The organism is Actinocorallia aurantiaca, assembly GCF_039533685.1.
GTDB lineage: Bacteria > Actinomycetota > Actinomycetes > Streptosporangiales > Streptosporangiaceae > Actinocorallia > Actinocorallia aurantiaca.
The window spans coordinates 450,092-469,974 of sequence record NZ_BAAATZ010000006.1 but is presented as its reverse complement, the minus strand read 5'-3'; the positions used below and the strand labels follow the sequence as shown (position 1 = coordinate 469,974).

The following is a 19,883-nucleotide window of genomic DNA, read 5'->3' as shown; positions in this document are numbered from 1 at the left end:
TTGTTGAAATCTGTATGACTGATGAGGCGGTCGGCCCTCCGCAGGATGCGCGTGGCCGGATTCGGTCAAAGAGACGGCTGTGAATTCGAGGGTGGTTGCTCCGCCATTGACTACATTCGTCGGGAGGTTCAGAGAAGGCGGAAATCGTGGGGATTTAGCGTGAAAACGCGTTGGTCGGGGGGCGTCGTGACGGTCGCCCTGCTGCTCGCGGCCCAGACCGGCCCCGGACAGAGCCTCCTCACCGCCGCGGGACTCCGCCAGGCCCCCGAGGGCTTCACCGAACTGGCCTTCGCCAACCCGCACGCGCTGCCCGAACTGGTGCTGTCCACCACCGTGCTGCCCCTGCCGGAGTTCACCATCCGCAACCGCACCGGGCACGCCCGCGACTACGGATGGACCGTCACCCTCACGGCCGGCACCGAGACCAGGCTGGTCGCCAAGGGCCGCGTCCGGGCCGCCCACGACGGCACGGCGGTCGTCGAGCCCTTCTCCACCTTCCAGTGCGGAACCGGCGAGTTCACCCTCGCGGTCCGGCTGGAGGGCAGCGGCGAGAGCATCGACCACCGGTCGGCGTGCACCTCCGACCCCGACCAGAGGAGACCAGGGTGACCTCCCGCCCGGTGGTGGCGGTCGTCGTCGACGCCGTCCACCCCTACAGCTTCGGCGGGCGGGAGAACCGGTACCGGGAACTGTCGGGCCACCTGTCCGAACGGTTCGACCTGCACGTCTACACGATGAACTGGTGGCGGGGGCCGCGCGTCCGCGAGGAGGACGGGCTGACCTTCCACGCCCTGTGCCGCCACCTGCCGCTCTACCGCGACGGAGCCCGCTCGCCGCTGCAGGCGGTCTTCTTCGCCGTGGCCTGCCTGCGGCTGCTGGGACGCCGCTTCGACGTGATCGAGGCCGACCAGATCCCGTTCTTCCCGATCCTGGTCCTGCGCCTGGTCGCCACGCTGCGCCGCCGCCCCCTCATCGGCACCTGGCACGAGGTGTGGGGGCCGGACTACTGGCGGGACTATCTGGGCCGCCGGTGGCGGCTCGGCTGGTGGGTGGAGCGGCTGGCGATGCGCGCGCCCGACCGCATCATCGCCGCCTCCTCCGAGACCGCGCTCAGGCTGGAGGCCCACCTCCGCGGGAAGGTGCCGGTGACGGTCGCGCCGAACGGCGTCGACCTGGCCCGCGTGGCCGCCGCCGAACCCGCCGACGACCCCTGCGACCTGGTGACGGTCAGCAGGCTGATGCCGCACAAGCGGCTCGACCTGCTGCTGGAGGCCGTCGCGGTGCTGCACGCCCTGGAACGCCCGGTGACCTGCCGCATCATCGGCGACGGGCCGGACCGCGAACGCCTGCGCCGGCGGGCCGACGAACTGGGCATCAGCGACTCCGTCGACTTCCGCCACGACGTCCGCGAGCAGAAGGACGTGTACTCCCTCATCAAGTCCGGGCGGCTGTTCGCCTTCCCGTCGGTGCGCGAGGGGTTCGGCGTGGCGGCGCTGGAGGCGCTGGCCTGCGGCGTGCCGGTGGTGACGACCTCGGCCCGCGACAACCTCGCCCAGTTCCTGGTGGCCCGCTCCGGCAACGGCATCGTCTGCGCCCCCCACCTGGCCGACTTCACCGTCTCCCTGGTCCGCGGCCTGGACCGCGCCCCGGAGAGGCGCTCCGACCGCTGGCTCGCGGAGTACGAGTGGAGGCTGGTCGCCGACCGGGTGGCGGAGGTCCTGGCCGCCTCATGAGGATCCTCCACATCGGCCCCTACCCGCCCGCCAGGGACGGCATCGGCGTCTACACCCGCACCCTCGCCGGGGCGCTCACCGCCCGGGGCCACGAGACGGCCGTCGTGTCGGCACGGCCCCACCCCTCCTCCCCGCCGGAGGTCATGGCCGCACTGGGAGACCCGGCCCTCCCCGAGAAGACGGCCCGTTTCAGACCCGACGTGGTGCACCTGCAGTTCGCCGTTCCCGCGTTCGGCCCCCGAACCCCCGCCGTCCTCCGCCTCCTCGACGCGCTGGACGCACCCGTGGTCGCCACCCTGCACGAGGCCGCCCGGGACCTGGCCCTTCTCCGCGCCCCCGGCCGCATGCTCTACCGCCGCCTCACCGACCGCTGCGCCGCGCTCGTCGTCCACACCCGGGACGCCCAGCGCGCGGCAGGCCCGAAAGCGGTACTCATCCCGCACTTCTGCGCCCCGCCGCCTCCTCCCGCGACCACTCCCGACGCGCTGCGCGAACGCTTCGGCCTGGGCTCCGCTCCCGTCCTCCTGGCCTTCGGCTTCATCCACGTCGACAAGGGCCTGGACGTCCTCGTCGACGCGCTCCGGTCACTCCAGGCTCCGGTGACCCTCGTCGTCGCGGGAACGGTCCGGGGCAGGACGGGCCCGTTCAGGCTGATGGAACTCCGCGACCACCTTCACGAGCGCGGAGTCCGCGCCTCGATCAGGCGGCACGGGTTGGAGAACCGGGTGGTCTTCACCGGTTACGTCCCCGACGAGGAGGTCGCCGCCTGGTTCGCCGCCGCTGACGTCGCCGTTCTTCCGTACCGCAAGGCCGCCCAGAGCGGAGTCGCGCACCTGGCTCTGGCGATGAACGTGCCGGTCGTCGCCACCGGGGTGGGCGGCCTGCGGGAATTGTTCGGGTCCTCGACGGTGCCTCCGGGAGACGCGGAGGCGTTCGCGAAAGCGGTCACGGAGGCGCTGGACGGGGGCGGAAGCCCGTCACCCGGCGTCCCGCCCGGACCCGAGGAGGTCGCGGCCCGGACCGAGGCGCTCTACGAGAAGGTGCTGGCCGGTGCCGCCTGACCTGACCGTCGTCGTCTGCAGCAAGGACGGCGCCGGACGCATCGAACTCTGCCTTGACGCCCTGGACATGCAGACGATCAGGGGCGGGCTCGAAATCATCGTCGTCGATGACGGGTCGTCCGACGCGACCGCCGAGATCGCACGCGAGCGGGGCGCGAAAGTCGTGCGGCATCCCCGCAACCTGGGGGCCCCGGCCGCCCGCAACACGGGCCTGCACGCGGCTTCCGCGCCCGTCGTCGCCTTCCTGGACGACGACTGCGCGCCGGAGGAGAAATGGGCGGAACTGCTGCTGTCCGCCTACAAGAACGAGGACGTCACCGGAGCGGGCGGACCGATCGTCCAGGCGGGCGGGCGCGGGTACACCGCACGGTTCATGAAACGGAACCACCGGCACGTCCCGCTCGAACTCGGACTAGCCGAGCGGACGGGCCTCCCGGCGCGGTTCCTCATGTACTTGCGACGGCAGTGGCAGCCGTCCGAAGCCGAGGGGCGCCGCTACGTCCACGCCTTCTGCGGCGGCAACATGTCGTACCGGAAGGCCGCGCTCGAAGCGGCGGGAGGCTTCGACGAGGAGTTCCGGTACGCGTCGGAGGAAGAGGATCTCGCGCGACGGCTGGACGGGCGGCTGCTGTTCATGCCGGAGGCCTCCGTCGAGCACCACGGGGTGCCGTCGCTGTTCGGGCGGAGCCTCGCGTACGGACGCGGGAACGCGATGCACTACCGCAAGTGGCCCTCCGTGCGGCCGACGGTCTTCCCCTGGCCGGTGCTGGCGGTGGTCCTCGCCGTCGCCTCTCTGCGGTTCCCCGCCCTGGCGGCCTCGGTGGTCCTGCCGCTCCTGCTCTACCCGGGATGGGCGCGGGTGGCGTTCAGGGGGCAACCGGACGCCGTCGCGGACCCGTATGTGCGGCTCGTGCAGGAGGGGATGGAGAACGTCGGGTTCGTCCGGGGGCTGCTCCACGCGCCCCACGGGCCGAGCGCGGAGCAGCGTCAGTACGGGTACGGCGCCCTTCTGGTCGCCATCGCGGCCCTGACCCAGGTCAGGGAACTGTGGGCCGCGCAGTTCGTCCTCGCGGTACTGCTGCTGACGGTGCCGGGATGCCTGCTGCTGCGGGCTCTGCGCGTTCCGGGAGAGCGGATCGCGGCCTTCCCGCTCTACGTCCCGGCGGCTTCGCTGGCGGTGCTGCTGGCCTCGGGCCTGGGCGTCGACTTCGTGTGGCCGCTGTTCTCGGACGTCCCGCCGCTGCGGGCCGGTCCCCTCCTGGCGGGCCTGGAGCTGTGCCTCCTAGCGCTGCTCGCCGCGGGAGGGAGGGCGGGCCCCGGCACGGTGATCCCCTGGCGGGAGCTGCCGTCGCCCCTTCCACTGGTACTGCCGCTCGTCGCAGCCGGCGGGGCGCTGTGGCTGAACCATGGCCGGGGGCCGGTCCTGGCGGCCGTCGCGGTCTTCGGCTGCCTGGTCCTGCTGGCCGTCGGAGCGGTGGAGGCGAGGAGTCGGGACGGCCGCCCGGCGATGATCCTCTACTCGGTCGCGCTGGCGATGATGTGGTCGTACTCGCTGCGAGGCGACATCGTCTACGGCTACGACGTGGCGACCGAGTACTTCATGGCGTCCCGTACGGTCACGGAAGGCGTCTGGCACGCCGGGCCGCATCCCGACGCCTACGGCGCGATGCTCAGCATCACCGTGCTGCCCGCCCAGCTCGCCGCGCTGACGGGGCTGCCGGTCCTGATGGTGCTGAAGCTGCTGCTGCCCGCCGTCTTCGCGATGCTCCCCGTGGGCGTGTTCTTCCTGGCCCGCCGGATCCTGCCGGGGCGGTGGGCGTTCGCGGCGGCGGTGCTGGTGACGGCGCAGGGCGGACTGGCCCAGCAGATGCCCGCCGTGGCCCGGCAGGAGATCGCGATGCTGATGTTCGCGGCCCTGGTCGGGGCGCTGCTCGACACCGGCCTGCGGGCCCGGCAGCGCACCGTGCTGGCCGGCCTGTCCGGCGCCTCGATCGTGGTGTCGCACTACACGACCGCCTACGTCACGATCGGCCTGCTCGCGGGCGCGCTGCTGCTGGTCCTGCTGCTGAGGCTCGGCGGCGCCGGGCCGGTGACCGCCGCGCTGGCCTGCTGCGCCGCGGCGGCGTTCGTCTGGTACGTGCCGGTCACGGCCTCGACGTCCAACGTGGGGGAGCTGAGGGTCGCGCTGCAGTCGGACGGGTTGCGGCTGCTGCCCCGGGCCGTCAAGGGGGAGAGCGCGTGGAACGCCTTCCTGCGGGGAGCCGAGGCGACCCGGATCTCGACGGTCGCCTACGCCGACCAGGTCGTCCTCAAATACCGGCCGCCGAACATCGCCGTCACCCCGGCCGAGGACGCCTCGAAACCCCAGTACGCGCTCGGCGACGCCCAGGCCCCCGAACCCGCCGAACGGCTCCCGGCCGTCAGCGCGGGACTGGACGTGGCCCTGCTGATCCTCCAGCAGCTCGTCAACGTGCTCTGCCTGCTGAGCGCCCTCTGGCTCCTCGTCCGGCGCGGGGCGGCGCCCACCGCGCGGAGGCTCGCGGCGCTGGCCCTGCCGATGCTGGGCTTCCTCGTCCTGGTGCGCTTCTCCGGCACCCTCGCCACCGCCTACAACCCCGGGCGCGCCCAGCTCCAGGCGATGGTCCTCACGTCGATCACGCTCTGCTGGCTGCTGCGCTCGCTGGTGCCGCGGCTCCGCCTCCTGCGGCCCGCGCGCTGGCTGGCGGGGACGGCCGTCGCGGCGGGCCTGCTGCTGTTCGCCGGGACGAGCGGCGCCACCGCCCTCGCCCTCGGCGGCCCCCGTGCCGCCAACCTCGCGGACGACGGCGAGGACGTGGAGCGGTTCGAGCTCTCCCGGCCCGAACTGGCCGCGGCGGACTGGCTGGGAGACCGGCTCCCGTACTCGGCCGACCGCGTCTACGCCGACAGGTACGGCCAGCTCAGGCTCTTCGCCGCCGAAGGCCCGGGGGTGCGGGTCCTGACCGACCTGACGCCGCTCACCCTGGACCCGGCCGCCTGGATCTACGCGAGCCGCGCCAACACCCACCACGACAGGGCCCGCTCGCTGTTCGCCGGGAAGCTGGCCGTCTACGCCTTCCCCGAGCTGTTCGTCGCCGACCACTACGACCGGGTCTACACCAACGGCAGGGCGGAGGTGTTCCACCGGTGAGCCCGACGCTGAGCATCGTGATCATCACCAGGGACGAGCCGGGCCTGCCCGCCGTCCTCGACGCCCTGGCCGGGCAGACGGACGACCGCTGCGAGGTGATCGTCGTCGACGCGTCCGCCGAACCGGCGGCGCGCACGGACGCGCACGTCATCCCCTTCCAGGGTCCGCCCGGCGTCCGGGTGACGATCCCGCACCAGCGCAACGCGGGAGTCCGCGCCGCGAAGGGGGAGGTCGTGGTCTTCCTGGACGCGAGCTGCGTCCCCGGACCGCACTGGCTGGAGCGGCTGACCGAGCCGATCCTCGCCGGACGGGAGAACGTCACCGTCGGCCTGACCGTCAGCCCGCCCGGACGCGAGGGCCTGTACGACGAGGGGCTGCGGAACGCGGGCCCCTACCTGGAGGAGGCGCCCACCCTCAACCTGGCGTTCCGCAGGGAGCTGTTCACCGCGCTGGGCGGCTTCGACGAGGGTTTCGCCTACGGTTCCGACGTCGACTTCACCTGGCGGCTGCGGGACCGGGGAGAACGGCTGAGGTCCGTCCCCGGCGCGGTGGCCGTCCACGACTGGGGCGACGCCCGCAGGCAGGCCCGCCGCTCGTTCGCCTACGGCGCGGCCCGCGCCCGCCTCTACCGCAAGCACCGCGCCCGCCGGGCCGGCCTGTGGCGCAGGGAGCCCATGGTCGTGGCCTACCCCCTGTTCCTGCTGGGCCTCCCGCTGACGTTCGTCTTCCCCCTCTACCCGCTGCTGCTGCTCGTCCCGGCCTGGCGCCACCGGCACGCCGGCGTCCGGCGGACCCTCGCCGACCATCTGCTCTACGGCGCGGGCGTGCTCAGCGAGCTGACCCGCCGATGAGGCTGCTGGTCTTCCCGCGCGACGCCAACCCCTACCAGGAACTGCTCCACGGAGAACTCCGCGGGCAGGGGGTGAGAGTGAGCCACCTGGGCGAGCTGACGCCCTCGCACACCCTGAACGTCCTCCTCCTGCCGGTGGAGCTGGCCTGGCACCGGCTGCGCGGAGCCCGGCTGGTGCACCTGCACTGGACGTGGGGGTTCCGCCTCGCCTCACCGGCCCTGGCCCGCTGGTGGTTCACGGCGGTGCTGGCGGCGGTCGCCCTGCTCGGGCAGCGGCTCGTCTGGACGGCGCACAACGTCCTCCCGCACGGCCCGGTGTTCGACGACGACGTCGCGGCCCGGCGCTTCCTGGTGCGGCGCTGCGACCTGGTGATCCTGCACGACCCCGCCACCCGCGACGCGCTGCGCGAGATCGGCGCGCCGCCCCGGCACGACGCCGTCATCCCGCACGGCCCCTACCCCGCCCCGCCGCCTTCGGGCAGACCGCCGGGAGACCCGCGCACCTTCCTGTTCTTCGGCCGGATCGAGCCCTACAAGGGCGTGGAGGAACTCCTCGCCGCGTTCGCGCGCGTCCCCGGCAAGGCCAGGCTCGTGGTCGCGGGCGACTGCCCCGATCCGGGGCTGGCGGCACGGCTGCGCGCGGCGGCCGACGAGCGGACGGAGCTGCGCCTCGGCCGGGTGCCCGAAGCGGAGATCCCCGCGCTGATGGCCGAAGCGGACGTCGTCGTCCTGCCGTTCCGCTCCATCACCACCAGCGGCAGCGCGCTCCTGGCGTTGAGCCACGGCCGCCCCCTCGTGGTGCCCGACCACGACACCCTCGCCGAGCTCCCCGCCGTCCGCTACGACGGGACGGTCGAGGCCCTCACCGAGGCGCTCACCGCGCTCAACGAGGTGGACGCGTCCGTCCTCAAAGCGGGGGAGAGGGCGAGCCTCGCCTACGCGCACCGGGTCGGCTGGCCGGAGCTCGCCCGGACGACCCGCGCGGAGTTCGACGCCCTGCTCGCCCGGCCCAAACGGCCCGTCTGGCGGACGTTCCCGCGGGACGCGCTGCTGCGCGGCTCGACCCTCCTGCTGGCCAACACCGCCGTCCTGGCCGTCCTCGGCTTCGCGTTCTGGACCCTGGCGGCCCGCCGGTACCCGCCCGCCGACGTGGGGCGGCTCGCGGCGGTGGTCGCCGCCGTCAACCTGCTGGCGACCGTGGCGGCGCTGGGCCTGCCCAACACCCTGCTGCGGCACCTGGCGTCCGCGCCCCGGCCCCGGCTGCTCACCGCCGCGGCCGTCGGAGCGGTCGGGTCGGCGGGCGCGGCGCTGGCGGCCCTCGCCTTCGTCGCCTGGAGCGCCCTCCCGTTCTCCAAGGACCTCGACCCGGCTCCCGGCACCGTGGCGCTGGTCGTCGCTCTGGTCGTCGCGACGGCCGCGGGGAGCACCTTCGACGCCGGGCTCATCGCGGTCCGGGCCACCGGCCCCCTGCTCGCCAAGAACACCGCCGGATCGGTGCTGAAACTGGCGGTGCTGCTGGCCGCCCCGGCCGGAGCCGCCGCGCTCGTCGCCTCCTACGGCTCGGGAATCGCGGCGGCCTGCCTGCTCGGCGGCCTCGCCCTGCTGCCCCGGCTGGCCCGGGGCGGCGGCCCGGCGGGGCTGCGCGACAGGCTCGGCTTCTCGCTGCGCAGCCACCTCGGCACGGTGCTGGGCATCCTGCCGAGCACCGTCGTGCCGCTGCAGATCCTCGCGATCCTCGGCGCGGGCCCGGCCGCCTGGTTCGCGGTCGCCTTCCAGATCGCCGCCTTCCTCACCTTCATCCCGGCCGCGGCCGGGCAGGTGCTCTTCGCCGAGTCCCGGCGGGCCTCCCGGCGCCGCAACATCACCCTCGCCCTGCTGTGGACCTACGGGCTGCTGCTGCCCGCCGTGTCCCTCACCCTCCTGGCCGCGCCCCGGCTCCTGGCCGTGTTCGGCCCCGGCTACGCGGCCGAGGCCGCCGGACCCCTCCGCCTGCTGGCGCTCTCGGCCCTGGTCGGAGCCGGGAACTACCTGGTGGACGCCCTGCTCATCGCGGACGACCGGACGGCGGCGTTCACCTTCGCCAACGGGGCCAACGCCGTGCTCGTCCTGGCGGCCACGGCCCTGTGCGCGCCGCACGGGGTGACGGCGGCCGCCGGGGGCTGGGCGCTGGCCCAGGCCGCCTCGCTGCTGATCGGGATGGGGCTGCTCGCCCGGGGCCGTCAGCCGAGCCGGGAGACGCGGACGTAGTCGACGAGCATGTGCCGGGGGAACTTCGTGCTCTTGTCCGGCCCCTCGGCCCAGTCCCCGCCCACGGCCAGGTTCAGCAGCAGGAAGTACGGCCGGTCGAACTCCCAGCCGGGGGTGGCCGCCTTCTTCCGGCAGGCGTGGGTGAGCCCGTCCACGGAGAAGCAGATGCCGTCCTTGCGCCACTCGGCGGCGAAGACGTGGAAGTCCCCGGCGAAGTCCTGCCCGTCCGGCAGCCGGTAGGTGTCGGTGACGTCGAGGTCCCGGTCGCCGTGCAGGCTGCTGTGCACCGCGCCGGGGTCGCGGCCGAGGATCTCCATCACGTCGATCTCGCCGCGCCCGGCGTCCGGCGGGTCGCGGCGGGCCCAGAACGCCGGCCACATGCCCTGGCCGCCCGGCACCTTGATGCGCGCCTCGATCCGGCCGTAGGTGAAGGTGAAGCGCCCCTCGGTGGTGAGCCGGGCGGAGGTCGCGGCGCAGCGGCGCGGACGGCAGTCGAACAGGTGGGCGTTGTCGTCCCTGGCGGTGATGACCAGCCGCCCCCGCCCGTCGAGCGCGGCGTTCTCGGGCCGGTAGTAGTCCAGTTCGTCGTTGTAGCCCAGGTGCCCGTCGATGAGGTTCCACTTGTCGAGGTCGGGAGGCCCCGCCGGCCCGTCGAACTCGTCGGAGAAGACGAGCCCGGGTCCGGGCGGCCCGTCCCGCAGCGAGGCCGAGAGACCGGCTCCGGCCAGCGCGCCCAGAACGAGGCCGCCGACGGCCATCACCCCGCTCGACCGCAGGAGACGTGCTCTCCCGAGGCCCTGCTGCTTCTTCTGCGGTACCGGCATGATCGGTGCGTCCCAGTCGGTCTTCGCCTATTGTCGAAAATACGGGCTGATCGAGATCTTCACACGGAGCGGCCCGGCGAGTTCGAACGGACAGGTCGTTCCCGGAGGCCCAGGTGTCGGCAGCGAGCCCGCTCGACCGCGCCGATCCCAGGCGGATCGGCCGCTACCGCCTGGTGGGCAGGCTGGGCTCGGGCGGCCAGGGCGTCGTCTATCTCGCGCAGGCGCCCGACGGCCGCAGGGTGGCGGTGAAGGTCCTGCACGCACGGCTGTCGGACGATCCTAAGGCGCGCCGCAGGCTGCTCCGCGAGATCGAGGCGACCCGCAAGGTCCGGCAGTTCTGCACCGCCAGGGTCCTGGACGTGGACGCCACCGGCGACCGGCCGTATGTGGCCAGCGAGTACGTGCCGGGGCCGACCCTCGCCGAACTGGTGCGCGCCGAGGGGCCGCGCGGGCCCGACGCGCTGGAGCGCCTGGCCACCTCCACCCTCACCGCGCTGTCCGCCATCCACCGGGCCGGGGTCGTCCACCGCGACTTCAAGCCCGGCAACATCATCTACGGGCCGGACGGGCCCCGGGTCATCGACTTCGGGCTCGCCCGCCTCCAGGACGGCGGGTCGTCCACCACCGACTCCATCGGCACCCCCGCCTTCATCGCCCCGGAGGTCGTCTCCGGGGCGCCCGCCGACTCCCGCGGCGACATGTTCGGCTGGGGCGTCACCATGGTCTTCGCCGCGACGGGCGAACCGGCGTTCGGCAGCGACAGCATCCCGGCCGTCCTGCACCGCATCCTGCACGAGGAACCCGACCTGGAGGGCCTGGCCGAACCGGTGCGCTCGGTCGTCGCGTCCTGCCTGTCCAAGCAGCCCGCCGACCGGCCCTCCGCCACCGAGGCGCTGCTCGCGCTGCTGGCCCACGACGGTGAACCGGAGGAGGCCGGGGACCACGACCCCGCCGCGACCCTGGCGATGGAACCGCCGCCGTCCGTCGAACCGGACGAGCAGGAAGAAACCGACAGGCCGTCCGCCGAGTACGCCGAGTACGCCGAAGATACCGACCCTCCCACCGACCTCGGACTCGGCGAGACCCTGGCCGGAGCGGCCACCGAGCCGCTCCGCCCGCCCCGGATCCGGGGAGTGCCCGGCCGCCGCGTCCTGCTCGGGGCCGCCGCGGGGACGGTGTTCCTGGCCGCGATCCCCTCGGTGCTGCTGCTGAAGGACGGAGAGGCGACGGGACCGGACGGGCCGCCGACCCCCGCCGGAAGCGCGCCGCCCCGCGAGGTCGCCGAGGCCGGGACCCTGCCCGTACAGCCGGACACCGTCTACACCGCCGTCTACAGCGTGGACGGGACCGAGCTGTTCACCAGCACCGCCGAAGCGGTGCTGCGCTGGAACGTCGAGAAGAAGAAGGTCGTCGAGACCTACCGGGGAGTCCGCAGCAGCCTCGAACCGAGCCCGGACGGGAGCGTCTTCGCCTCGGTCGCCTCCGACAACTCTGCGCGGCTCGTCGAAGTCGCGGGCGGCAGGCAGATCCGGAGCATGCCGCACTCCTCCTGGGTCGCCGCGCTCTCCTGGAGCCCCGACGGACGCACCCTCGCGACCGGGAGCCACGACGGAGAGGCCAGGCTGTGGGACGTGGCGACCGGCGAAGTCCGCCTCACGCTCACCGGCCACACCGACTGGGTCACCTCCGTCGACCACAGCCCCGACGGACGGCTCCTCGCGACGGCGAGCAACGACCGGACCGTCCGCCTCTGGGACGCCGCGACGGGGGAGCCGCGCCGGGTGCTCACCGGCCACACCCACTGGGTGCAGACGGTCAGGTTCAGCCCGGACGGCACCCGCCTGGCCTCCGGCGGAACCGACAACGCCGTCCGGATCTGGGACGCCGGCACCGGACGCCGGCTGGCGGTGTTCTCGGGCCACCGCAGCCGCGTCAACATGGTGTGCTTCAGCCCCGACGGCAGGACCCTCGCCTCGGCCGGTCACGACCGGACCGTCCGCCTGTGGGACGTCGCCACCGGGACGTCCACGGCCGTCATCACCGGCCACGAGGACTGGGTGTTCACCATCGGGTTCACCCCGGACGGCAGCGGCCTGGTCACCGCGGGCACCGACCGCACCATCCGGCTGTGGCGCATCAGCTGATCGTGGACACCTGGTTGGCGGGCGGCGCCTCGATGGTCACCGGCACGCCCCAGCGCGAGTAGTCGACGGTGAAGCTGGAGTCCTTCAGCACCGCGTAGAACCGGCGGGGCAGCCCGTCCGTGCCGACCCACAGCGTCCAGCCGACCGCGCCGGAGCCCTTGAACTTCTGCTCGGTGAGCTTCGCCGCGTCGGTCTCGCCCTCGTACCGGCGGACCTGCGTGCCGTCCAGGTTCTCCTCGGCGGGGTCGCCCTTGAGGCGGCCCTTGCGGACGATGTCCAGACCGGTGTCCACTGAGAGCTCACGAAGCGACGACTCGACGCCGTCCAGCAGGGCGGTGAGCATCTGCTTCACCTCCACGGGCTCGGCCGGGATGTCGTCCCGGGAGAGCTTGGCCCACGGCTTGCCGGGCTCGATCTCCTCGCCCTCGGTCCGGGCGTAGACCACGCCGTCCAGGACCACGGCCTCGGTCGGGGGCGGCCCGGAGATGGTCAGCCGGAGCGCGGGCGACTCGGTGTCGGTGCGCAGGTCCCCGCTGCCCTTCTCGGCCCCCTCGCCCTTGGCGGTGATCTCGGCGTGGACGCTCCCCGCCTCCTTCACCCGTCCGCTGATCGTGTCGACGAGCGGGCCGGCGGAGTCCGGCAGCTCCACGGAGGGGAGCTGGACGGCGGGATCGCCCGCCGGGCTGCTCGCCGGGGCGCTCGTGGGGGTTGCGGGCTCTTCGACGCCGCCGGACGAGCAGCCGCCGAGCAGCAGCGCCGGGACCAGCAGGGAGGCGGGCAGCAGGTTCCTCAGAGGACGCGCGGGGATGGACATGGAGACCGAGGCTAGCCCGAGGCGGCCCGCCGGGGCATGGGTCCAGGGACCCTGTCGGGTGAGCCGCGCCGTTCCTACAGTTCGTCCATGATCGTGGCGTTGTGCTTGGGCGTGGGGCTGGCCGGGCTGCTCGCAGGCTGGTTCCTCGCACCGGCGGCCGAGCGGTACACCGGGGAACTCGGCGCCCGCCGCAGGACGGCGACCGCGGTGACCGCCGGGCTGGTCTCGGCCGCGCTGGCACTGCGCTTCGGCGCGCACCCCGTGCTCGTCGCGTACCTGTACTTCGGGATCGTCTGCACGCTGCTGACCTTCATCGACCTGGCCGTGCAGCGACTCCCCGACCCCTACACGCTGCCCGCCTACCTGGCCGGCCCGCTCCTGCTCGCGGCGGCGGCTCCCTTCACCGAGCAGGGCTTCCCCCGGCTCGTGTACGGGCTGATCGGCCTGGCCGCCCTGTGGCTCGTCTACGGAGTGCAGCACTTCCTGCTGCCCGACGCGATCGGCCGCGGCGACGTCAAGCTCGCCGGCGTGCTCGGCCTGTACCTGGGCTGGCTCGGGCTGGACGCCTGGATCTGGGGCATGGTCGGCGGCATGCTGGCGGGCGGCCTGTGGGGAGTGGTGCTGCTGCTGCGAGGCAAGCGCGGCACCCACTTCCCCTACGGTCCGTTCATGATCGGCGGAGCGCTGGCGGCGGTGCTGCTGCCGCCGTGACGGATTGGGCCCACGGGCCCTGTCCGCGCGCGCCCGCGCCCCTCTAGGTTGCTCGGGGACCGTACGGTCCCGCGACACTGCCGTTCTCTCGAGGGGTGCTCGATGGCGAGGCGGATCCGAGGGCGGCGCCGGGACGAGGGCGCGGCCACCCCCATTCTCATGATGGCCATGGTGCTGTTCCTGGCCATGGCGCTGCTCCTGTTGTCACGGATCGCGCAGGCCGGCGACATGCGCACCCGCGCGCAGACCGGAGCGGACGCCGCGGCGCTGGGCGCGCTCGCCGCGCTGCGGGACGAGGCGGTGGACCTGACGCTGACGCAGGGCCTGGACCCGTCCTCGGCCGGCTACTGGCTGGTTCCTGGCGGCCCCCAGCCGCCCGCCGCCGAGTACGCCGACAAGAACGGCACCGCCCTGGTGGGCGCGCCGGAGCTCAGCGGCGTCGCGGGCGACACCGTGAAGGTCTCGGTGAAGACCAAGGACTGCCAGCTCCTCGAGGAGGACGAGCAGGCCGACGGCGCCGAGGACTGCACCGACTCCGCGGGGCGGAAGGGCCAGGGCCGTTCGGGCACCGCCACGGCGACCGCCACCGTCAACTGGCCCGTCTGCGTGCCGGTCGTCACCGAGGCCACCGGGTACCAGCTGTTCTGCGACGGAATCCAGGTCTACCCGAACGGCGACCGCGGCATCCTCGAGAAGCTCATCAAGATCCGCCTGGTGGACGAGGGCTCCGCCGTCCCCTACCTGGGCTTCCCTTCGGACGAGGACGGCGGCAACTACCCTCCCGAGGCCATCGGCCCCGGCGGCATCACCGAGCGCACCGCCGAGATGCGCGCCAAGGTCATCGAGACCTTCGGCGCCCCCTACCCGGTCGGCTGCCTGCGCGAAGGCGACCCGCAGGACCACGGCAAGGGAAAGGCCTGCGACTTCATGACGGGCCCCTACGGCCAGATGCCCAACGCCGCGCAGGAGGCCCGAGGCGACGCCATGGCCGCCTGGGCCGTCGCCAACGCCAAGGCGCTGGGCATCCACTACGTCATCTGGAAGCAGCAGATCTGGAACGCCGACCGCGCGGGCGAGGGCTGGCGCCCCATGGAGAACCGCGGCAGCATCACCCAGAACCACTGGGACCACGTCCACATCTCGATGTACTGACGCCTACTCCAGGGTGAAGGAGGCGGCGATCGGGTCGACCACGGCCGGGGTGAGGGACTCCGGGGGGCCTTCGAGGGAGACGTAGCAGAACTCGTCGTCGGAGACGGGGACGCGGACGTCCACCTGCTTGTAGGTGACCTGGTCGTGGCTGCGGGTGCCCGAAGAGGTGATCTTCAGGGCGGGCTTGCCGCCGACGGCGGTGTCCTCCACCTGGGCGCCGGTCTTGGCCTGGGCCTTCCTGCGGAGGGATTCCAGGTCGCTGCCGGTGAGGCCGCCGGAGTCGCAGGCGGCGCTCAGGTGGACGGCGAACGAGCCGGACGCCGACGCCGGGTCGAGCGCCCAGACGGCGCCCTTGGCCTTGAGCTCCTTCTGCAGGTCCATCACGAGCTCCCCGAGCGGGTTGTCCTTGACGCCCCAGGAGACCTGGACGACCTCGGAGGTGTCCGTCGTGAGATCCACCTGGTTCCATCCGGCGGGGACGGTGACGCTGAAGCCGCGGGAGCGCAGCACCTGGCCCTGCCCGGCGGCGGCCGGAGACTCTGTCGGGTCCACTGAGGCCGCCGAGGAGGACGTGTCCGGGGACGCGGGAGGCGCGGTCGTGGACGGGTCGCCCTGGCAGCCGGAGAGCAGCAGGGCGCCGGCGATCGTGCACAGCGTGACGCGAGAGAACACGGGAGCTCCTGAGATGTAGGGGGTTGCCTCAGGGTAAGAGTCCGGTTCCCCGCGGGGGGTTCAAACTGAGATGTTCAGCGGCCCGTGGTGTTGCGGCGGATCTTCTGCAGCTCTTCGGTGATCTTGAACTGGTTGATCACGAACTCCAGGGCCATCCGGACGAAGAGCACCTGGAACAGCCAGAAGAGGGGGGCGACGACGAGGGCCACGTAGAAGAACTTGTCGGAGTCGCCCTCGTCGTAGGGGTTGTTGCCGTCCAGGCCCCAGATGCCCAGGAACAGGAACACGCTGATCAGCGTGATGACGGCCAGGGACAGGAGGTAGAAGCCCCGGATGAGCATCGGGGTGACCATCGCGTCGAACTTCGTGTCCAGCAGGGCGCCGAAGAAGCCCTTCTTGCGGACGACGGGGTGCCCCTGGGACTGGCCGGGCGGGGGCGACTGCGGGCGCTGGCGGTCCTGCGGGGGGAGCGCCTGCTGCGGGCCGGTGTGGCTCTGCGGAGGGAGGGCCTGCTGCGGGCCGGTGTGCTGCGGGCCGGGCTGCCACTGCTGCGGCGGGTTCTGCGGGCGCGCCTGCTGGCCGGGCTGGCCCTGCTGTCCCGGCGGGTTCTGGGGGCCGGGGCGGCCCTGCTGCTCGGGGGGCTGGTTCGGGCCGTATCCGTACTGCTGGGGGTTGAACCTCGGCTGTTCGGACGGGGTGGTCATCCGGCCTGCTCCTGTCATCGGGGAACCTGCGTCCACCTTAGAGCGCGGGGGGTGGCGAGCGTGGCCGACACGGAGTGGGGTTACCTGTTGTAGGGGAAAGAGGAAGGGGCATAAAGGGCGAATCAATCAGCCGAAACCAATTCCCTTCAGATGTCCTGTCCATAGCCTCCGGCTATCGAGTCGGGGAAAAGCATCTGTGATGAGCATCACAGCAAGATGGCGCGTTGTTAGCTGTGTCACATCGGTCGGGGAAGAGCGTAAGGTCGCCTTCCTCAGACCCCTGAGGAGGCTGCGATGGCTACGGTCGAAGCACCCGCGAAGACGCGGGCGCGGATCTCGGCGAAGACCTTCCGGACCGACGACTGGCGGAAGTATCCATATGTCACGTTCATCATCTTCACCGCCTGGGTCGCCTACGCGACGGTCCGCGCGATGTGGGGCTCCGCCTTCTACGTCCCCGAGTACAACTACCTGACCCCGTTCTACTCGCCCTGTGTGAACGAGGCGTGCAACAGCGTCACACTCGACGGGGTGACGGGAAGCGCCGCGCACTTCGGCACGTTCGTACCCGCGAACGTGCCTTTTTTCATTCCCTACGCGCTGGTCTCCCTGCCGTTCCTGCTGCTCTTCCGGTTGACCTGCTATTACTACCGCAAGGCCTACTACCGGTCCTTCTGGGCGTCCCCGCAGGCTTGCGGAGTCCGCGAGCCGCACGCCAAGTACACCGGCGAGACCCGCTTCCCGCTGATCGGGCAGAACCTGCACCGGTACTTCTGGCTCATCGCGGGCGTCATCTCGGTGATCAACACCTATGACGCGATCCTGGCCTTCAAGGGCAAGGACGGCGGCTTCGGCATCGGCCTGGGCAGCCTCATCCTGCTGGCCAACGTCATCCTGCTGTGGCTGTACACGCTCTCGTGCCACTCCTGCAGGCACGTGGTGGGCGGCAGGATGAAGAACTTCTCCAAGAACCCCGTCCGCTACCGCCTGTGGACGTGGGTCTCGAAGATCAACGCCCAGCACGGGACGTACGCCCTCGTCACGCTCGGGTCCCTGGTGGTCGCCGACTTCTACGTGATGCTCGTGGCCAGCGACACCATCAACGACTTCCGCTTCTTCAACTGAGGTCCTCATGACTGAATTCGAGCGACACTCCTACGACGTCGTCGTCATCGGCGCGGGCGGCGCGGGAATGCGTGCGGCCATCGAGGCCCGGCTGCGCGGCAAGAAGGTCGCGGTCATCTCCAAGTCGCTGCTCGGCAAGGCGCACACCGTCATGGCCGAGGGCGGCGCGGCGGCCGCGATGGGCAACGTCAACAGCAACGACGACTGGCAGGTGCACTTCCGCGACACCATGCGCGGAGGCAAGTTCCTCAACAACTGGCGGATGGCCGAGCTGCACGCCAAGGAGGCACCCGAGCGGGTGTGGGAGCTGGAGGCCTGGGGCGCGCTGTTCGACCGCACCAAGGACGGCAAGATCTCCCAGCGCAACTTCGGCGGCCACACCTACCCCCGGCTGGCGCACGTGGGCGACCGGACCGGCCTGGAGCTGATCCGCACCACCCAGCAGAAGATCGTCGCCCTCCAGCAGGAGGACCACGCCGAGTTCGGCGACTACGACGCCCGGATCAAGGTGTGGGCCGAGACGACCGTCACGCGGCTGCTGAAGGACGGCGACCGCATCTGCGGCGCGTTCGCCTACGTCCGCGAGACCGGGAAGTTCGTGGTCTTCGAGGCCCCCGCCGTCATCCTGGCGACCGGCGGCATCGGCAAGGCGTTCAAGGTGACCTCCAACTCCTGGGAGTACACCGGGGACGGCCACGCGCTGGCGCTGCTGGCCGGGGCGTCGCTGATCAACATGGAGTTCATCCAGTTCCACCCGACCGGCATGGTCTGGCCGCCCTCGGTGAAGGGCATCCTGGTCACCGAGTCGGTCCGGGGCGACGGCGGGGTGCTGACGAACTCCGAGGGCAAGCGCTTCATGTTCGACTACGTCCCCGACGTCTTCAAGGACCAGTACGCCACCACCGAGGAGGAGGGCGACCGCTGGTACACCGATCCCGACAACAACCGGCGCCCGCCGGAGCTGCTGCCGCGTGACGAGGTGGCCCGCGCGATCAACTCCGAGGTGAAGGCCGGCCGGGGCTCCCCGCAGGGCGGCGTCTTCCTGGACGTCTCCTCGCGGCTCCCCGCCGACGTGATCACCAGGAAGCTCCCGTCGATGTACCACCAGTTCAAGGAGCTGGCCGACGTCGACATCACCAAGGAGCCGATGCAGGTCGGCCCGACCTGCCACTACGTCATGGGCGGCGTCGAGGTCGACCCCGACACCGGCGCGGCGCTGGTCCCCGGCCTGTTCGGGGCGGGCGAGTGCACCGGCGGCATGCACGGCTCCAACCGGCTGGGCGGCAACTCCCTGTCGGACCTGCTGGTCTTCGGCCGCAGGGCGGGCGCGGGCGCGGTCGACTACCTGGAGTCGCTGGAGGCGCCGCCCTCGGTGCCCGAGGCCGAGGTCGAGGCCGCCGCGGCCGAGGCGCTGGCTCCGTTCGCGCGCCCCGAGGGCGAGAACCCCTACACCGTGCACGGCGAGCTCCAGCAGACCATGAACGAGCTGGTCGGCATCATCCGCACCGAGAGCGAGCTGGAGACGGCGCTGGAGGCGCTGGTGAAGCTGCGCGAGCGGGTCGAGAACGTCGGCGTCCTGGAGGCGGGTCCCGGCGGCCGCGGCTACCACCCCGGCTGGCACCTGGCGCTGGACCTGCGCAACATGCTGATCGTCTCCGAGTGCGTGGCGAAGGCCGCGCTGACGCGGCAGGAGTCGCGCGGCGGCCACACCCGCGAGGACCACCCGGCCATGTCCCCCGAGTGGCGCAAGGTCAACCTGGTCTGCCGGCTGGACGCCGACGGCGGGGTGGAGCTGCGGCGCCAGCCGCTGGACCCGATGCGCCCCGACCTGCTGGCCCTCTTCGAGAACTCCGAACTGAAGAAGTACCTCACCGAGGAGGAGATCCCCTCATGAGCTATCTGGGCAGGTTCCGCGTGTGGCGCGGAGACAGCGGCGAAGGCTCGCTCCAGGACTTCGAGGTCGAGGTGAACGAGGGCGAGGTCGTCCTCGACGTCATCCACCGGCTGCAGGCCACGCAGACCCCGGACCTGGCGGTCCGCTGGAACTGCAAGGCCGGCAAGTGCGGCTCGTGCTCGGCCGAGATCAACGGCAAGCCCCGGCTGCTGTGCATGACGCGGATGTCGACGTTCGCCGAGGACGAGACCGTCACGGTCACCCCAGTCCGCACGTTCCCGGTGATCCGCGACCTCGTCACGGACGTGTCGTTCAACTACGAGAAGGCCCGGCAGATCCCGGCGTTCGACGGCGGGGACACCGCCCCCGGCGACTTCCGGATGCAGCAGATCGACGTGGAGCGCTCGCAGGAGTTCCGCAAGTGCATCGAGTGCTTCCTGTGCAACAACGTCTGCCACGTGATCCGCGACCACGAGGAGAACGAGCCGAAGTTCGCCGGCCCGCGCTTCCTCATGCGCATCGCCGAGCTGGAGATGCACCCCGCCGACGTCCAGGACCGCCGTGAGATCGCCCAGAACGACCACGGCCTGGGCCTGTGCAACATCACCAAGTGCTGCACCGAGGTGTGCCCCGAGCACATCAAGATCACCGACAACGCCCTGATCCCGATGAAGGAGCGGGTGGTCGGCAAGAAGTACGACCCCCTGGTCTGGCTGGGCTCCAAGCTCGGCATCGTCCGCAAGGGCGAGGACACCCCGAGCGCCTGAGCGCCCGAACGCGAAG

General features: G+C 72.1%; 16 protein-coding genes. 12 read left to right on the top strand and 4 right to left on the bottom strand.

Features of this window, described 5'->3' with window-relative positions; translation table 11 throughout:
- Positions 1-159: 159 nt before the first annotated feature.
- The 6 genes from ABD327_RS09200 to ABD327_RS09175 are packed head-to-tail and all read left to right on the top strand — an operon-like array spanning position 160 to position 9,060.
- Positions 160-609 carry a hypothetical protein gene (locus tag ABD327_RS09200; RefSeq protein WP_344449815.1) on the top strand — a complete coding sequence of 150 codons (450 nt, stop codon included), beginning with the start codon at positions 160-162 and terminating at the stop codon, positions 607-609.
- Positions 606-1,733 (top strand): glycosyltransferase family 4 protein, encoded by a 1,128-nt coding sequence (locus ABD327_RS09195; RefSeq protein ID WP_344449814.1) that lies wholly within the window; start codon positions 606-608, stop codon positions 1,731-1,733. Before ABD327_RS09200 ends, ABD327_RS09195 begins: the two co-directional genes overlap by 4 nt.
- Entirely contained in the window at positions 1,730-2,794 is a 1,065-nt protein-coding gene (locus tag ABD327_RS09190; RefSeq protein WP_344449813.1) for a glycosyltransferase, read from the top strand. The genes ABD327_RS09195 and ABD327_RS09190 overlap by 4 nt, the downstream gene beginning before the upstream one ends.
- Positions 2,784-5,963, top strand: coding sequence for a glycosyltransferase (locus tag ABD327_RS09185; protein WP_344449812.1), 3,180 nt, complete (start codon positions 2,784-2,786; stop codon positions 5,961-5,963). Before ABD327_RS09190 ends, ABD327_RS09185 begins: the two co-directional genes overlap by 11 nt.
- Positions 5,960-6,814 (top strand): glycosyltransferase family 2 protein, encoded by an 855-nt coding sequence (locus ABD327_RS09180; protein WP_344449811.1) that lies wholly within the window; start codon positions 5,960-5,962, stop codon positions 6,812-6,814. The genes ABD327_RS09185 and ABD327_RS09180 overlap by 4 nt, the downstream gene beginning before the upstream one ends.
- Positions 6,811-9,060 (top strand): glycosyltransferase, encoded by a 2,250-nt coding sequence (locus ABD327_RS09175; protein WP_344449810.1) that lies wholly within the window; start codon positions 6,811-6,813, stop codon positions 9,058-9,060. Before ABD327_RS09180 ends, ABD327_RS09175 begins: the two co-directional genes overlap by 4 nt.
- On the opposite strand, the gene ABD327_RS09170 is transcribed toward ABD327_RS09175, so the two are convergent.
- Positions 9,033-9,884, bottom strand: coding sequence for a glycoside hydrolase family 16 protein (locus ABD327_RS09170; RefSeq protein WP_344449809.1), 852 nt, complete (start codon positions 9,882-9,884; stop codon positions 9,033-9,035). The genes ABD327_RS09175 and ABD327_RS09170 overlap by 28 nt on opposite strands.
- A gap of 113 nt (positions 9,885-9,997) precedes the next feature.
- On the opposite strand from ABD327_RS09170, the gene ABD327_RS09165 reads away from it, so the two are divergent.
- Entirely contained in the window at positions 9,998-12,028 is a 2,031-nt protein-coding gene (locus tag ABD327_RS09165) for a WD40 repeat domain-containing serine/threonine protein kinase (RefSeq protein WP_344449808.1), read from the top strand.
- Here the strand turns inward: ABD327_RS09165 and ABD327_RS09160 are convergent.
- Complete coding sequence (locus tag ABD327_RS09160) at positions 12,021-12,842, bottom strand: SCO4651 family lipoprotein (RefSeq protein ID WP_344449806.1); 822 nt, start codon at positions 12,840-12,842, stop codon at positions 12,021-12,023. The genes ABD327_RS09165 and ABD327_RS09160 overlap by 8 nt on opposite strands.
- Before the next feature lie 87 nt (positions 12,843-12,929).
- On the opposite strand from ABD327_RS09160, the gene ABD327_RS09155 reads away from it, so the two are divergent.
- Positions 12,930-13,553, top strand: coding sequence for a prepilin peptidase (locus ABD327_RS09155; RefSeq protein WP_344449804.1), 624 nt, complete (start codon positions 12,930-12,932; stop codon positions 13,551-13,553).
- A gap of 102 nt (positions 13,554-13,655) precedes the next feature.
- Positions 13,656-14,705 carry a VldE C-terminal domain-containing protein gene (locus tag ABD327_RS09150; RefSeq protein ID WP_344449803.1) on the top strand — a complete coding sequence of 350 codons (1,050 nt, stop codon included), beginning with the start codon at positions 13,656-13,658 and terminating at the stop codon, positions 14,703-14,705.
- 3 nt (positions 14,706-14,708) lie between these two features.
- On the opposite strand, the gene ABD327_RS09145 is transcribed toward ABD327_RS09150, so the two are convergent.
- Both ABD327_RS09145 and ABD327_RS09140 read right to left on the bottom strand, forming a co-directional pair.
- On the bottom strand, positions 14,709-15,377 hold the full coding sequence (locus ABD327_RS09145; RefSeq protein ID WP_344449802.1) for a hypothetical protein: 669 nt from the start codon (positions 15,375-15,377) through the stop codon (positions 14,709-14,711).
- A 74-nt stretch (positions 15,378-15,451) separates the two neighbouring features.
- Complete coding sequence (locus tag ABD327_RS09140) at positions 15,452-16,081, bottom strand: DUF4282 domain-containing protein (RefSeq protein ID WP_344449801.1); 630 nt, start codon at positions 16,079-16,081, stop codon at positions 15,452-15,454.
- Between the two features lie 294 nt (positions 16,082-16,375).
- Here ABD327_RS09140 and ABD327_RS09135 point away from each other — a divergent pair, with 294 nt between their 5' ends.
- From ABD327_RS09135 to ABD327_RS09125, 3 genes are read left to right on the top strand one after another with little or no spacing between them, the layout of a single operon-like run.
- Complete coding sequence (locus tag ABD327_RS09135; RefSeq protein ID WP_344449800.1) at positions 16,376-17,206, top strand: hypothetical protein; 831 nt, start codon at positions 16,376-16,378, stop codon at positions 17,204-17,206.
- 7 nt (positions 17,207-17,213) lie between these two features.
- A complete protein-coding gene (locus ABD327_RS09130; RefSeq protein WP_344449799.1) occupies positions 17,214-19,100 on the top strand; it encodes a fumarate reductase/succinate dehydrogenase flavoprotein subunit in 1,887 nt (628 codons plus the stop codon).
- Complete coding sequence (locus ABD327_RS09125; RefSeq protein WP_344449798.1) at positions 19,097-19,867, top strand: succinate dehydrogenase/fumarate reductase iron-sulfur subunit; 771 nt, start codon at positions 19,097-19,099, stop codon at positions 19,865-19,867. The genes ABD327_RS09130 and ABD327_RS09125 overlap by 4 nt, the downstream gene beginning before the upstream one ends.
- Positions 19,868-19,883 lie beyond the last annotated feature (16 nt).